General features: G+C 40.8%; 10 protein-coding genes and 1 other annotated feature. Of the genes, 8 read left to right on the forward strand and 2 right to left on the reverse strand.

The features are described 5' to 3' along the window. Positions 1-20 precede the first annotated feature (20 nt). Positions 21-1,712, forward strand: coding sequence for an FAD-dependent oxidoreductase (locus tag DWW86_RS08075; RefSeq protein WP_117942791.1), 1,692 nt, complete (start codon positions 21-23; stop codon positions 1,710-1,712). Positions 1,713-1,729: 17 nt separating this feature from the next. On the opposite strand, the gene DWW86_RS08080 is transcribed toward DWW86_RS08075, so the two are convergent. Next, positions 1,730-2,389 (reverse strand): Crp/Fnr family transcriptional regulator, encoded by a 660-nt coding sequence (locus tag DWW86_RS08080; protein WP_286187677.1) that lies wholly within the window; start codon positions 2,387-2,389, stop codon positions 1,730-1,732. A gap of 139 nt (positions 2,390-2,528) precedes the next feature. Here DWW86_RS08080 and DWW86_RS08085 point away from each other — a divergent pair, with 139 nt between their 5' ends. The 5 genes from DWW86_RS08085 (at position 2,529) to DWW86_RS08100 (ending at position 8,775) form a co-directional block, all read left to right on the forward strand. Further along, entirely contained in the window at positions 2,529-3,302 is a 774-nt protein-coding gene (locus tag DWW86_RS08085) for a DUF134 domain-containing protein (protein WP_117942793.1), read from the forward strand. 208 nt (positions 3,303-3,510) lie between these two features. After that, complete coding sequence (locus DWW86_RS17340) at positions 3,511-3,636, forward strand: hypothetical protein (protein WP_286187678.1); 126 nt, start codon at positions 3,511-3,513, stop codon at positions 3,634-3,636. A gap of 274 nt (positions 3,637-3,910) precedes the next feature. Continuing rightward, positions 3,911-7,288 carry a UvrD-helicase domain-containing protein gene (locus tag DWW86_RS08090; RefSeq protein WP_117942794.1) on the forward strand — a complete coding sequence of 1,126 codons (3,378 nt, stop codon included), beginning with the start codon at positions 3,911-3,913 and terminating at the stop codon, positions 7,286-7,288. A 28-nt stretch (positions 7,289-7,316) separates the two neighbouring features. After that, positions 7,317-7,451: a DUF4186 family protein gene (locus DWW86_RS08095; protein WP_353652683.1), complete on the forward strand. Its 135-nt coding sequence runs from the start codon at positions 7,317-7,319 to the stop codon at positions 7,449-7,451. Next, a complete protein-coding gene (locus DWW86_RS08100) occupies positions 7,435-8,775 on the forward strand; it encodes a serine hydrolase (RefSeq protein ID WP_072522748.1) in 1,341 nt (446 codons plus the stop codon). Before DWW86_RS08095 ends, DWW86_RS08100 begins: the two co-directional genes overlap by 17 nt. Before the next feature lie 68 nt (positions 8,776-8,843). On the opposite strand, the gene DWW86_RS08105 is transcribed toward DWW86_RS08100, so the two are convergent. Beyond that, positions 8,844-10,334 (reverse strand): sensor domain-containing diguanylate cyclase, encoded by a 1,491-nt coding sequence (locus DWW86_RS08105; protein ID WP_117942795.1) that lies wholly within the window; start codon positions 10,332-10,334, stop codon positions 8,844-8,846. Positions 10,335-10,520: 186 nt separating this feature from the next. Further along, positions 10,521-10,774 (forward strand) — a binding site (T-box leader). Between the two features lie 81 nt (positions 10,775-10,855). Between DWW86_RS08105 and DWW86_RS08110 the strand changes: the two genes are divergently transcribed. Then, on the forward strand, positions 10,856-11,356 hold the full coding sequence (locus DWW86_RS08110) for a TRAP transporter small permease (RefSeq protein WP_072523432.1): 501 nt from the start codon (positions 10,856-10,858) through the stop codon (positions 11,354-11,356). Continuing rightward, positions 11,357-14,692 (forward strand): TRAP transporter large permease subunit, encoded by a 3,336-nt coding sequence (locus DWW86_RS08115; RefSeq protein WP_117942796.1) that lies wholly within the window; start codon positions 11,357-11,359, stop codon positions 14,690-14,692. The last annotated feature ends 132 nt before the right edge of the window (positions 14,693-14,824 follow it).

Here is a 14,824-nt window from a genome sequence, read left to right on the forward strand (position 1 = left end):
AGGAAAGGTGGAACAATAAGATGAAGGTAATAATCGTAGGCGGTGTAGCCGGAGGAGCTACAGCCGCAGCAAGAATACGCAGACTGGATGAACACGCAGAAATTACTGTGTTTGAAAGATCTGGATACATATCCTATGCGAATTGTGGGCTTCCATATTATATTGGAGACGTGATCACAGATCCGGAAGAATTAACACTACAGACACCAGAGAGTTTTTTAAAACGTTTCCATATCAATATGAAAATTCATCATGAAGTTATCTCCATACATCCGGATCGTAAAACTGTTTCAGTGAAAAATTTGGAGAATGGTGAAATATTTGAAGAAAATTACGATAAACTTATCCTCTCTCCAGGTGCAAAGCCAACACAGCCGAGACTTCCTGGAGTTGGTATTGATGAACTTTTTACACTTCGTACAGTAGAAGACACTTTTCGTATAAAGGAATATATAAATAAGAACCATCCAAAATCGGCTATATTGGCAGGTGGTGGCTTTATTGGTCTGGAACTGGCAGAAAATTTGAGGGAGCTTGGCATGGATGTTACAATTGTCCAGCGGCCCAAGCAGCTGATGAATCCTTTTGATCCGGATATGGCATCCATGATCCATAATGAAATGAGAAAACATGGAATAAAACTGGTATTGGGCTATACAGTAGAAGGATTTAAAGAAAAAGACAATGGAGTGGAGGTCCTATTGAAAGATAATCCATCCCTTCATGCTGATATGGTAGTACTGGCAATCGGCGTTATACCAGACACAGCATTAGCAAAAGAAGCTGGTCTGGAACTTGGCATCAAGGAAAGTATTGTAGTGAATGACAGAATGGAAACTTCTGTACCAGACATTTATGCTGCAGGCGATGCAGTTCAGGTAAAACATTATGTTACTGGCAATGATGCGTTAATCCCTTTAGCGGGACCTGCCAATAAACAGGGAAGGATCATTGCTGATAATATTTGTGGTGGTGATAGCCATTATTTAGGCAGTCAGGGAAGCTCCGTTATCAAAGTGTTTGATATGACAGCAGCCACTACAGGTATCAATGAAACTAATGCCAAAAAGTCAGGGTTAGATGTAGATACAGTAATTCTTTCTCCTATGAGTCATGCCGGTTACTATCCTGGTGGAAAAGTGATGACCATGAAGGTGGTTTTTGAAAAAGAGACTTATCGTTTGCTTGGTGCTCAAATTATTGGATATGAAGGTGTTGATAAACGTATTGATGTGCTGGCAACAGCAATCCATGCAGGGCTGAAGGCAACCCAGCTGAAAGATCTGGATCTTGCATATGCACCGCCTTATTCCTCTGCCAAGGATCCTGTAAATATGGCCGGATTTATGATAGATAATATAGCAAAAAGTACCTTAAAACAATGGCATCTGGAAGATATGGATAAGATTTGTAAAGATAAAAGTGTTGTGTTGCTGGATGTGAGAACGGTAAATGAATTCAGCAGGGGCCATATTGATGGATTCAAAAACATTCCTGTAGATGAACTGAGGGAACGAATTAGTGAAATTGAGAAAGGAAAGCCTGTGTATCTGATATGCCAAAGTGGGCTGCGCAGTTATATTGCCAGTCGTATCCTGGAAGGAAATGGATATGAAACATTCAACTTTTCCGGTGGATTCCGCTTCTATGATGCAGTAGTTAATGACCGTGCGCTGATTGAAAGGGCATATGCATGTGGTATGGATTATTAAAAATAATCAAAATATTTTCATGATTTTTGCAGTGTTTCCAGTCCTTTTGGATCAAGGATTGTGATTTTGCCGCGGGAGAGTTTGACGAGTCTTTCGCTTTGAAAGTATCGAAGCATTCGAGTGATAACTTCTCTGTGGGAACCAAGATGGTTTGCGATAGTTTCGTGAGTGATTTTCAGCTCATTTGTTCCTTCGATAGAGGTCTCTTCTAAAAGAAATGAAGCAACACGCTTATCCAAACTCTTCCACATGATTTGTTCAATCAGCCACATGACATCAGAAAAACGGGTAGCCATTAACTCATTGGTATAGTTTGCGACGGAAGCAGATTCTTTCATGATGTCCTTATAGATTTCAGCAGGGATGATCCAAAGATCAGTATCTTTTTCTGCTTCAATGGTTACTTCAAATTGAATGGAGCGTATGATACATGAGGCGGATAAAAGACACATATCCATATCGAACAGACGGTAAAGTGTAATTTCTCGTCCTTCATCTGAAAGTATGTAGGTTCGAAGCTGCCCGGATTTAACCAGTAATAATCCAGCACAGTCAAGGTTTCCGTTGTGAATGATCGTTCCTTTTTTTACATCCCGTGTGATTAAATTGTCTGAAATTAGTTTTTTCTGTGCTGTATTTAAGTCATTCCATAGTGGAAAATAATTTTCGAAGCTCATAAAAGTTATCTCCTTTACGAACATAGTATACTGGCTTTTTTAAGATACGTCAATTATATAATTGACATATGTCAAAAATATTATTGACATATGCCTTTTATAGGGATATTATATAAGAAAAGCGAGAAAGGAGCAGTGTATGCCGAGACCAGTAAAATGCAGAAAAGTCTGCCATTTTCCGAATGTTTTAGAATTTCTTCCGGCAGATGATGCTGAGAAAAAAACACCTATTGTTCTGACGGTAGATGAGTACGAGACAATCCGTCTTTTGGACAAGAAAGGTTATAGTCAGGAGCAGTGTGCAGCATCTATGCAAGTCGCAAGAACAACGGTTCAACGAATTTATGAGATTGCCCGGAAGAAAATAGCAGATGCACTGATTGACGGACATCCACTCAGAATTGAAGGCGGAGATTTCAGAATCTGCGACGGTCAGAGCAGTAACTGCAACCTTGGAGGATGTTACAAGCAGGAATTTTATCAAAAATATGCAGTGGAAAAAGGAGAGGGTATTATGAGAATAGCAGTAACATATGAAAACGGACAGATTTTCCAGCATTTCGGACACACAGAAACATTTAAGATTTACGATGTTGTGGAAGGAAAAGTAGTACATTCAGAAGTAGTAGATACGAATGGAAGCGGACACGGTGCATTGGCGGGAGTCCTTAATGCATTAAATGCAGATATTCTGATTTGTGGCGGAATCGGAGGCGGTGCACAGACAGCGTTAGCGGCAGCAGGCATTAAGCTTTTCGGAGGAGTTTCCGGAGATGCGGATAAGGCAGTAGAAGCTTTTATCAATGAAACACTTGAGTATAATCCAAATGTGAAGTGTTCTCACCATGAGCACAACCACGGGGAAGGACATACATGTGGCGAGCATGGATGTGGAAGCCACAGCTGTCATTAAGAAGAATAGTAAAAAATAATAAATAATACGAAAGGATGTGCCAAGGTAATGGAGAAGTTACCGCAGCACATCCTTTTGTGTTATTTTCATATTGATTATTTCTTACTTGCCGAAAGTAATGAATGGAACATATCATAATTATTAAGCACCCAGAGAAACCGAAAAATATTGAGTACAAGGTATCTTACCTGATAAAAGTGAAAAGTACATGAAGACGATCGTAGTTTTTGTATTGAGAAATATTCGACTCGGAGCAACCATTGACGGATTGGTAAGAAAAGAAAGATATGAGCTGCCGCCGGAAGCAGATATGAAAGAGTCAGGGCAGAGATGAGACTGTCCATATACATTTTTTACTTTCAGAGTTACTGTTCACTCCGTTCACAGCAACTTGGTCAAAATCCATTCCATATCACCTTCGGTGATGGGATTTTGACCTGTATGTCTCGGGATTTTGCCATATTCATGACAAAACACCTCGCGGAATATTACCTGTGAACAGCAACCTTTCAGACCATACATCTTCCAGAGTCAGATGAAAAAGATTGATTTGACAAGAAAAACCGCTTATAATTTGAGTAAGAAAGATAAAAATCAGGAGACCAGCTATGAAGTTTTTTGATGCAATATTCAAAAAGAAAAAAGAGGCGGAAACTACTGCGAACACATCCGTATCAAAATCAAAGGAAGCTCAGAGCCTTAAAGAATTAGAGGGAGTTTTGCAAAAACTGCAGGAAAGCGACCACTATATTGCAAGAAGTGAATACTACGAGCAGGTCAGAGAATATGCAGAAACAGTTTCATTTATGCGAAAGATGGACGAGGCGGATATGCTGGTGGAGTTTTGCAGTAAAAACGGACTGTCTCCGGAGAATGTGCGTGAGCTGTGCATAAATTATGAAAATATTGTATCTTTTGTGGATAATATAAATGAGAATTATCTTTCAAGAAAGAAAAACGAAGAAAAAGAGTATCTGGATAATATTCTGAAAGACATAGACCCTGATATTTGTCTGGATGAAAATCAGAGAGAGGTAATTCTCTCTGATGAAGATTATGGGCTGGTCGTTGCCGGAGCTGGTGCGGGAAAAACAACAACTGTCGCGGCAAAGGTTAAATATCTGGTGGAGAAACAACATATTGATCCGTCGCAGATTTTAATGATTTCTTTCACAAATAAAGCAGTGAATGAGCTGCGGGAACGAATTAACAGAGACTTAAATATTCCCTGTCCGATTGCAACCTTTCATTCCGCAGGAAACGCGATACTTCATAAGAATGATCCCCAGAATCTTAATATTGTAGACTCTAATAAACTGTTTTGTTGTATACAGCGATATCTGAAAGATAAAATTTTGCGAGAGCCGGTTATGGTAAAGAAACTGGTATTATTTTTTGCGTCATATTTTGATGCGCCTTACGAAGGGGACGATATTAATGACTTTTTTAATCATATGGCACATGCAAATTATGCAACCATGCGAAGTGAACTTGAAGATTTTCGGACAGAAGTAATTGATCGTAAAACGCGAAATAAAGTAACGATTCAGAATGAAGTAGTACGTTCTTATCAGGAAGTAGAGATTGCTAATTTTTTCTATCTTAATAATATTGATTACGAGTACGAACCTGTATATAAATATAATATTATGCTGTCCCGTAAACCGTACACTCCTGATTTTATCATTCGTCAGAATGGACAGGAGATATATGTTGAACATTTTGGAATTACAGAAGATGGTCAAAATTCGCTTTATACTGAAGAACAGTTGAACATGTACAAAAAGGCAGTAAATGATAAAATCCTTTTTCATAAAAAACATAGAACAACGCTTATTTATACATTTTCTTCTTATAAAGACGGACGAAGTATCTCTGCACATCTGGAAGAGAAACTGCGTCAGCATGGAATTGAGCTGAAACGCCGCTCTGATGAGGAGGTGGCGAAGAAACTGGTATCTTCGGAAGAAAACAGATACATTAAGAGATTGATTATACTGGTATCGAATTTTATTCGAAATTTCAAAGTAAACGGATATGATGAAGATGACTTTGCGGTATTGAATCAAAAAACAGATAATGTAAGAACAAAATTATTTCTGGAGATCAGCCAGGCATGTTATCTGGAATACAAAAAGTGGCTGATTGAAAATCATGCAGTCGATTTTGAGGATATGATCAATGAGTCTGCACGTGTTTTAAATAATGTAAAAGAAATGAAACAGAAACTGGATTTTAAATATCTGATTGTTGATGAATATCAGGATATTTCGCGGCAGAGATTTGATCTGGTTAAAGCTTTTTCGGAGGTGACATCTGCGAAGGTTATGGCGGTCGGTGATGACTGGCAATCCATTTATGCATTCAGTGGTTCGGATATCACCCTTTTTACAAAGTTTGAAGAAAAAATGGGATATGCCAGACTGATGAAAATTGTCCATACATATCGTAATTCGCAGGAAGTCATTGATATAGCAGGAAATTTTATTCAGAAAAATACTTCACAGATTCGTAAATCCCTTATTTCGCCAAAGCATATTGAAAATCCTGTAATTATTTATACATATGACAGTACAATGAAATCGCCGAATGCGCACAGAAGAAGTGGGGCGGATTATGCAATTGCGTATGCTGTGCAGACATCATTGGAACAGATTATAAAATATGCAAAACAAGATGGAAAAGATCCATATAGTTTAAAAATATTGCTGTTAAGGAGATTTGGCTTCGATGGTCAGCGTCTGACCAGGACCGGTATGTATGAATATGTTAACCGGGGATCAAAGGTTAAATCGGTAAAATATCCGCAGATGAATATTACTTTTATGACAGCACATGCGTCAAAAGGACTGGGCTATGATGAAGTAGTTGTAATCAATGGCCGCAATGAAACGTACGGATTTCCATCAAAGATTGAAGATGATCCTGTTTTGTCACTGGTTGTAAAAGAGGACAGAAGCATGCAGTATGCGGAAGAGAGACGCCTTTTTTATGTAGCAATGACTCGGACAAAAAACAGAGTTTACTTTATAGCTCCGGAGCAAAATCCATCGGAGTTTCTTCTCGAAATCAAGAATGAATATAAAAATGTTTCGCTTTGTGGGACCTGGTCAGAAGAACCGGTTATTTTGGAGCGAAAAAAATGTCCGGTATGTGGATTCCCTATGCAGCTCAGATATAAACCGGCATATGGACTGCGCCTGTATATTTGTACAAATGAGCCCGAAGAGTGCAGTTTTATGACAAATCATATTATGGGTAAAAAGCTGGGAATTATGAAATGCCCGGACTGTCAGGATGGATATTTAATTGTAAAATTCAGCGAGAACAGACAGTATTTTTTAGGCTGCACCAATTATCAGAATAATGGAAAGGGCTGTAATAAAACATTATCTGCAAAAGAATATTACAAGCTTATGGGCTATGATGTTACCGAACTGGACTGGTTACCCAAAAAGGAAATAAAGGAAGAGAATACGAAACCGCAGCAAAAAACAATAGAATATGTAAGTCATAATGAGCAGCATAAAAATGATAACTGGGAACAGAAAATTCTGGATAAAAATGCGGATTCTGAAAATAGTCGTAAAAAGTATCCGGAATATAAAGGGCACAGCTTGTTTGAAATTGTTGAAACAATCATGAATGCATTGGTTCATATAAGTGAGAAGAAATATTTTGGTGTGTCGATACTGAGTGGTGTTTTGCGGGGATCAAATGCTGAAAAAATAAAAAAGAACGGATTGGACAAAGTAAAAGAATATAGCGCATTATCATATTTGTCCGGGGAAGAAGTTACGAGACTGATCTACTGGCTGATCGGACGTCATTATATTATTAAGACTACGGGGCAATATCCGGTTCTTCATATTACAAGTGAAGGATTAAAATATGCGGAACTGTTTACGTCGAGAATTGCAGGAAATCTTCTGAAATGGCTGGAGACAGAAGCTGACAGGCGGTTATTAGATGAGCAGGATATTTGAGTTTCAGTAAGAAACGTGGTGAATTTTTATGACAAAAGATGAATGGTATGCCCAGCTATTTGAAAGACTTGATAATTCCAGATTTCGGAGCAGTTTTCATTTGAAGCAGAAAGATATTGATTATATAAATGAAAAGGGGAACATAAGTGAAAGAGAACTATAAACACCGGGCAGGAATTTACAGAGGCATCTTGTTTTTGATGTTGGCAATGTTTGCGGTCGCAAGCGTATCTTCTGCGGCAACGAAAGTTCAGGTACAGGCCGCATCAAAGAAGAACACGAACAGTAATCAAAAAACCAGCAGAAAAATTATCAAACTTATGGATAAATCCGGAAACTACCTGATTTATACAGGATATAACTGGTGGCTGAAAGACAAAAACGGAAAGAAATTAACCGGTATGCGATGCATCAGAGTGCCGGCAGGGCAGAAACTGAGATCCGGCTATTATATGTTTGACGGCAGGGGCTGTTTATGTAAGAGGAGAAGATTCTACAGAGTCAATACCGTGATTGGTAGCAAGAGATTTAAAGGAACTTATTATTTTGGTGGAGATTATGGAAGCTTATACAGGAGAGCCGGATGGAAGACTATAAATGGATATACCTATCTCCTTGGCTTTGAGGGGAAACGATATGAAAACCGCTGGAAATATGGATACTATTTCAATGCAAATGGCAAAATCGTAAAAAACCGAAAAATATCAGAAGGTGTTTATGTTGATTGTGATGGGCGCAGATGTACGGAAGCAGAGATGGAGATCAGCAGTCTGAAGAAAAAACTGCGGACGATGTTGAACAGTTATTATGGTTCATGGTCAGTTTATGTGAAAGATTTAAAGACTGGCGGGGTGGTCAATCTGAATGAAAGTGCCATGTACTCTGCGAGTATAATCAAACCTTTTGTAATGGCATCGACTTTTGATCAGATTCAAAAGGGAAACTTGTCATACAGTTCCACGATAAAAGGACTTCTTCGCGAGATGATCACAGTAAGTGACAACGAGGCATACAATCAGCTGGTTAAATACAACAGTACATCCAGAAGTTTTTTGAGTGGGGCATCTGTTGTTAATAGATATCTTGAGAAAAATAAATACACAAAAACCGGCTGCCATCATACATTACATCCGGCATCTTCGGCATCAGTCGGCGATGGACGGAGCAATATCACCTCGGCAAAAGACTGTGGCATTCTTCTGGAACATATTTACAATGGAACCTGTGTATCTTCAAGATATTCAAAAGAAATGCGAAACCTTTTACTTGCCCAGACAAGAAGATGGAAGATACCGTCAGGTATTCCATCCGGAGTCAGAGTTGCAAACAAAACAGGCGAGACATCCAGTGTTGAGCATGATATGGCGATTGTCTACGGAAAGAAAAAAGATTACATAATCTGTGTATTTTCAAATACAGGCAGTGAGGATTACGCACTTCCGCGTATTCGGGAGATTTCAAGAACTGTATATAATTATCTGAACTGAATATGCAAAAACAAAAGAAAACCTCTTCCACCGACTTATCAATTTGTCGGACAGAAGAGGTTTTTCGCTTATATAGAATTTTTTATCTGGTTACATACCTGTGTGTACACATGGTATCTGTCTCTGCCATTATGTTTTGCTTCATACAAGGCCGTATCGGCATTTTTGTAAAGATCCATATAGCAGCTGCCGGCTTCGGGAGCGAATGCAATGCCCACACTGATCGTAACATACTTTCCGTTCATTTCCTCGAAGGGAAGATTACGGACATTTTCAATCAGTTTGTTGATGCGCGCAGAGGCGATTTCCTTTGATTCTGTATTTCGCATGTAAATGACAAATTCATCACCGCCGATTCTTCCGATAATATCATCTTTCCGGAAATGACGGAAAAATGTTTTGCTGAGCTCATGGAGAACCGTATCACCGACAGCATGACCGTACTGGTCATTCACTTCTTTGAATTTATCTATATCGAGAATGACAAAAGTGCCTTTTTCATTGGGCATCTGTGTCAGGATCCTGTTGATATATTCTTCCGTAGCGCGTTTGTTGTAAGCACCGGTCAGTCCGTCAAGCTGTGCAGTTCTGAGAAGTATTTCGTTTTGTTTGCGATTGGTTCGGATAACATAAAAAACAAGAAGGAGAACCAGAATCAGGAATACACCAAGAAGTATACTTTCATCAGTTTTGATAAACTCATAAGATCCCTGTGCATTTGCAACAGGAATTACATAGCAGATCATCCAGTCGTTCATTCCGAGTCGGGTATAGGAGAGATACTGTGCGGTAGCAGAGTCGGAAGCTGTACGCACCTTTACGGTTCCGTCAGTTCCATTTTGGAAGTCCTGACGGACATTTTGCAAAGTAGCATTGGATAATAAGTTTTTGCGTTCATAAAACTTGAAGAAATTATCCCCATATGTAATTTTGTGGTAAGCCGGATCACCGTCATAAGCAATGATCTCCCCCAGCTGGTTAACGATCAGGCTGTATCCGGAATTATCAAATACATCATTAAAAAGCATGCGGCTTAGAGCGGTTACATTATAGGAACCACCAAGTACAGCGATGACATTACCATTCTGATAAACGGGGACGCCAAGGATTACGCGGGTTTCTTTATCTATACTGCTTTCAAGTGGATCACTTAAGGTTTCGTTTCCCTGTATAGCTTCCTGAAAATAGTACCGCTGTGAAACATTTTTTTCGGCTCCGTTATCATAATGAGCGGTGCCGTCCGTTTCAATCAGTGCTGTTCGTTCAAAGTCTGTATTTTCTGCCATGGAAACAAGCAGTTCCATATTTTCATCGGACAGAAGCGCGGAAGATTGCCCCATCTTATCTGCGATACTGTTCAGAAATCCATAATGAATCTGAAGAATGGAAAGAATATGGTCACTTTGCCTTGAAACAGTATCGGTCATGATATTTTGCGAGTTGGTGTCGATAGAACTCTGTATATTGATCAGAAAAATACTGAGGCTTACTGCCAATGCGCAGATAAACATCAAGATTGCGGATATGTAATTAACAGCATGATCTAGTTTCTTTTTCATATGCATTCCTCCGTTTCCTGTGGGCTTAGGATAATTACAGTATAAATGATTCTTATGTGTAATGCAAAAAGAATTACCGAATCTGTCCCTGACAGACATTATGTGCAAAAAGTGCATAAAAACTCTTGACGTGAAGAAAAATGAGAGGTAAAATAAAGTCACCTTTTAGCAAGGTAAAGCATAAGAGTAAATTCTATGAAGGGAATCAGTAGAAGCAGAGGAAACTGTCTACAGAGAGCTGTGTATGGTGGGAAGCAGCGACAGAACTGTTTTGAATATCATCCCTGAGAAGGAAGACCGAACGTTTTGCAGAACCGCCAGTAGGTTTTCACGGTAGCTCCCCGTTACAGGAGACGCGTATGCCGGTACGTTGCAGAATCGTACTTGTTTCAATGGAGAAACAGGGTGGTTGCGGAATGATATATCTATCCGTCCCTGATGGGGCGGTTTTTTTTATGCCCAAAAGATCTGAAACCAGGAGGTCTGAAACCGGAACAAAATACAAAAAAGGGGAAGAGAGTATGAAAGTTTACAAAAAACTCATGAATGCACTTGCAGCAGTCGAAAAAGTCGTACTGATTGTATCTACGTTGCTGATCCTGGTGCTGACAGTGGGAAATGTATTTTCCCGTAAAGTGATCCATCGCTCATGGTCATTCACAGAAGAACTGGTTGTAGCGGTATTTGTTCTCATCACACTTCTGGCAGCAGCACTTGCATGTCGTAAAGGTGAACTGGTCAGTCTGTCATTGTTTACTGACCGTCTCCCGGAAAAACTGAAAAAACCGTCTGTGATCCTGATCACGGTTCTGAGCATTGTTTTTTCAGCAATTCTTTTTAAATATGGTATGGATAAGGTTATGACCCAGCTTGCAAACGGTAAGAGAACCTTCGTGCTGAACTGGCCGGAATGGATTTTCTGGTCCTTCGTACCGATCGGTGCAGGATGCATGATTCTTCATTTTATCGAGTTCTGCCTGGATTTCTGCACAGGATATAAAGAAGAAAAGGAGGACAAATAAATGATCAGTGCTGTTTTATTTATTTCATTCTTCATTTTTTTGATCCTTGGTGTGCCGATCGCAATCTGCCTGGGACTTTCCTCAGTATGTGCAATCATTTACTCCGGAACTTCACTTACGATCGTGGCAACCAACATGTATGCCGGAATCAGTAAATTCCTGCTTCTGGCAATTCCGTTTTTCGTATTATCCGGTAACATCATGGCAAAAGCCGGTATCTCCAAACGACTGATCGACTTCGTTGATACCTGCGTCGGCCACAAAAAAGGTGGTATCGCCATCGTATGTGTTATCGTTGCATGTTTCTTCGGAGCAATCTCCGGTTCCGGACCGGCAACTGTAGCTGCCCTTGGTGCAGTTCTGATTCCGGCAATGGTAGAGCAGGGAGGATTTTCCGCGCCGTTTTCCACGGCATTGATGGCGACATCGAGTTCGATTGCGATCGTCATACCTCCTAGTATTGCATTCGTTGTATATGCATCCATCACAGGTGTTTCTATCGCTGATATGTTCACAGCAGGTATCGTACCTGGTATTCTGATGGGTGTTGCGCTTGTAATTGTTGTTATGCTGGAAGCAAAGAAACACAACATTCAGCCTTCCAGAAAAAAAGCAACTGCAAAAGAACGCTGGGCTACATTTAAAGATGCATTCTGGGGATTTTTGATGCCGATCATCATCCTCGGTGGAATCTATGGCGGTATCTTTACACCAACAGAAGCAGCAGCCGTATCTGTTGTATATGGTCTGTTTGTAGGTATGGTCATCTATCGTGAAGTCAAATTCCGTGATCTGATCGACATTTTTGTAGAATCAGCAAAAACAACAGGTGGTATCATGCTGATCGTTGCATGCGCATCCCTGTTCTCTTATGTATGTACGAAATTTGGTATCGCAGACGCTGCATCCGGACTGCTTGCATCTATTGCACACAATCAGTTCGTATTCCTTCTGATCGTAAATATCATTTTCCTGATCGCAGGATGTTTCATCGATGCAAACTCAGCTATGTATATCTTTATCCCGATCATGCTTCCTGTATGCAAGGCACTTGGATATGACGTTGTTGCATTTGGTGTTATGGCAACTGTCAACCTTGCAATCGGTCAGGTAACACCGCCGGTTGGTGTCAACCTGTTCGTTGCGATCAGTATCAAGATCAAAAAAGGCATGGAGGTTACTCTCCAGCAGATTTCAAAGGCAGTCATGCCGATGATCGCTGCTTCTGTAGCAGTCCTTCTTGTGATTACTTATATTCCGGCCGCTTCCACAGCTCTGCCGAAAGCACTTGCAAAGAACGGTGCTTATACAGGAGATCAGTCCTCCTCTGACACAGGAAGCACATCTTCCAAAGATGCCGGAGACGACAATGATTCCTTCAATACTATCGCGGATTACAGTGATCTTGACTGGCCGGAAATGACATGGAATTTTGCATGCTCCACAACAGAGACAAGTACATGGGCTGACGGCGGACGTAAGTTCGGTGAACTTATGGAAAAAGCAACCGGCGGAAAGATCAAAGTCAATGTATATGCAGCAGACCAGCTTACCAACGGAAATCAGTCCGAAGGTATTCAGGCGCTGATGAACGGAGACCCGGTACAGATCTCCATGCATTCCAATCTGATCTATTCAGCATTTGACCCGAGATTCAATGTTGTATCCCTGCCGTTCATCTATGATTCTTATGATGATGCAGATGCAAAATTTGACGGCGCAGCCGGAGAGAAACTGAAAGAGATCCTTTCTGAGTATGGCCTGCACTGCATGGGTATCGCGGAAAATGGTTTCCGCGAGCTGACTAACAGCAAGCATGAAGTAAAAACTGTCGATGACATGAAAAACTTAAAGATCCGTGTAGCAGGATCCAATCTTCTTATGGAATGCTATAAGAGATGGGGGGCAGATGCTACAAATATGAACTGGTCCGAAACCTACACTGCACTGCAGCAGAACACAGTAGAAGGTCAGGAAAACCCGTTACCGGCAATCGATGCAGCAAGCGTACAGGAAGTTCAGCCGTACTGCTCCATGTGGGATGCAATCTATGACTGTCTGTTCTTCTGTATCAATCAGGAAATCTATGACAGTCTGACCGCAGAGCAGCAGGCAGTTGTTGATGAGTGTGGACAGAAAGCAGTAGAGTATGAGCGTTACATCAACCGTTCCGGTGACGAAGAGATCATGAGCCGCTGGGAAGAAAGCAATGGCGTAACCTTCACAAAGAAAGAAGATATGGATATTGATTCCTTCAAAGAAGCTGTTGATGGTGTAGACGATTGGTTTGTTCAGGAACTGGAGAGTCAGGGCTATGATGATGCACAGGATCTGGTAGATCTCTTTACAGAAGATTCCATGGATACTGTAGATGATTACAGTGACCTTGACTGGCCGGAAGCAACATGGAACTTTACATGCTCCACAACGGAGACAAGCACATGGGCAGAAGGCGGACGTAAGTTCGGTGAACTGATGGAAAAAGCAACCGGCGGAAAGATCAAAGTCAATGTATACGCAGCAGACCAGCTTACCAACGGAAACCAGTCCGAAGGTATTCAGGCGCTGATGAACGGAGACCCGGTACAGATTTCCATGCATTCCAACCTGATCTACTCTGCATTTGACCCGAGATTCAATGTTGTATCTCTGCCGTTCATCTATGATTCTTATGATGATGCAGATGCGAAGTTTGACGGCGAGGCAGGAGAAAAACTCAAAGAGATTCTTTCAAGCTACGGTCTGCACTGCATGGGTATCGCGGAAAATGGTTTCCGTGAACTGACCAACAGCAAACATGAAGTAAAAACTGTCGATGATATGAAGAACCTAAAAATCCGTGTAGCAGGATCAAACCTTCTTATGGAATGCTATAAGAGATGGGGCGCAGATGCGACCAACATGAACTGGTCCGAAACCTATACTGCACTGCAGCAGAATACAGTAGAAGGTCAGGAGAACCCGCTGCCGGCAATCGATGCGGCAAGTGTACAGGAAGTTCAGCCATACTGTTCCATGTGGGATGCAATCTATGATTGTCTGTTCTTCTGCATCAACCAGGATCTTTACGATACTCTGACACCGGAGCAGCAGGCAGTTGTTGACGAGTGTGGACAGAAAGCCGTAGAGTATGAGCGTTACATCAACCGTTCCGGTGACGAAGAGATCATGAACCGCTGGGAATCCAAGAATGGTGTAACATTCACAAAGAAAGACGATATGGACATCGATTCCTTCAAAGAAGCAGTAGACGGTGTAGATGAGTGGTTCGTAGAACAGCTTAAAGATGCCGGATACAAGGATGGACAGGAACTTGTAGACCTCTTCGAAAAATAAAAATAAAAAGTTTTAAGGCAGAGAAATCCCTGAATTCCAATGGAGTTCAGGGATTTTTCTGCTTGTTGATTAAATGTGCGGACAAGGGTATAATATACTTGTATTATTATGTGATTTTGGAAAATGAGGGGG

Origin of the sequence: Ruminococcus sp. AF17-22AC (genome assembly GCF_003460065.1) — a bacterium.
Lineage (GTDB): Bacteria > Bacillota > Clostridia > Lachnospirales > Lachnospiraceae > Blautia_A.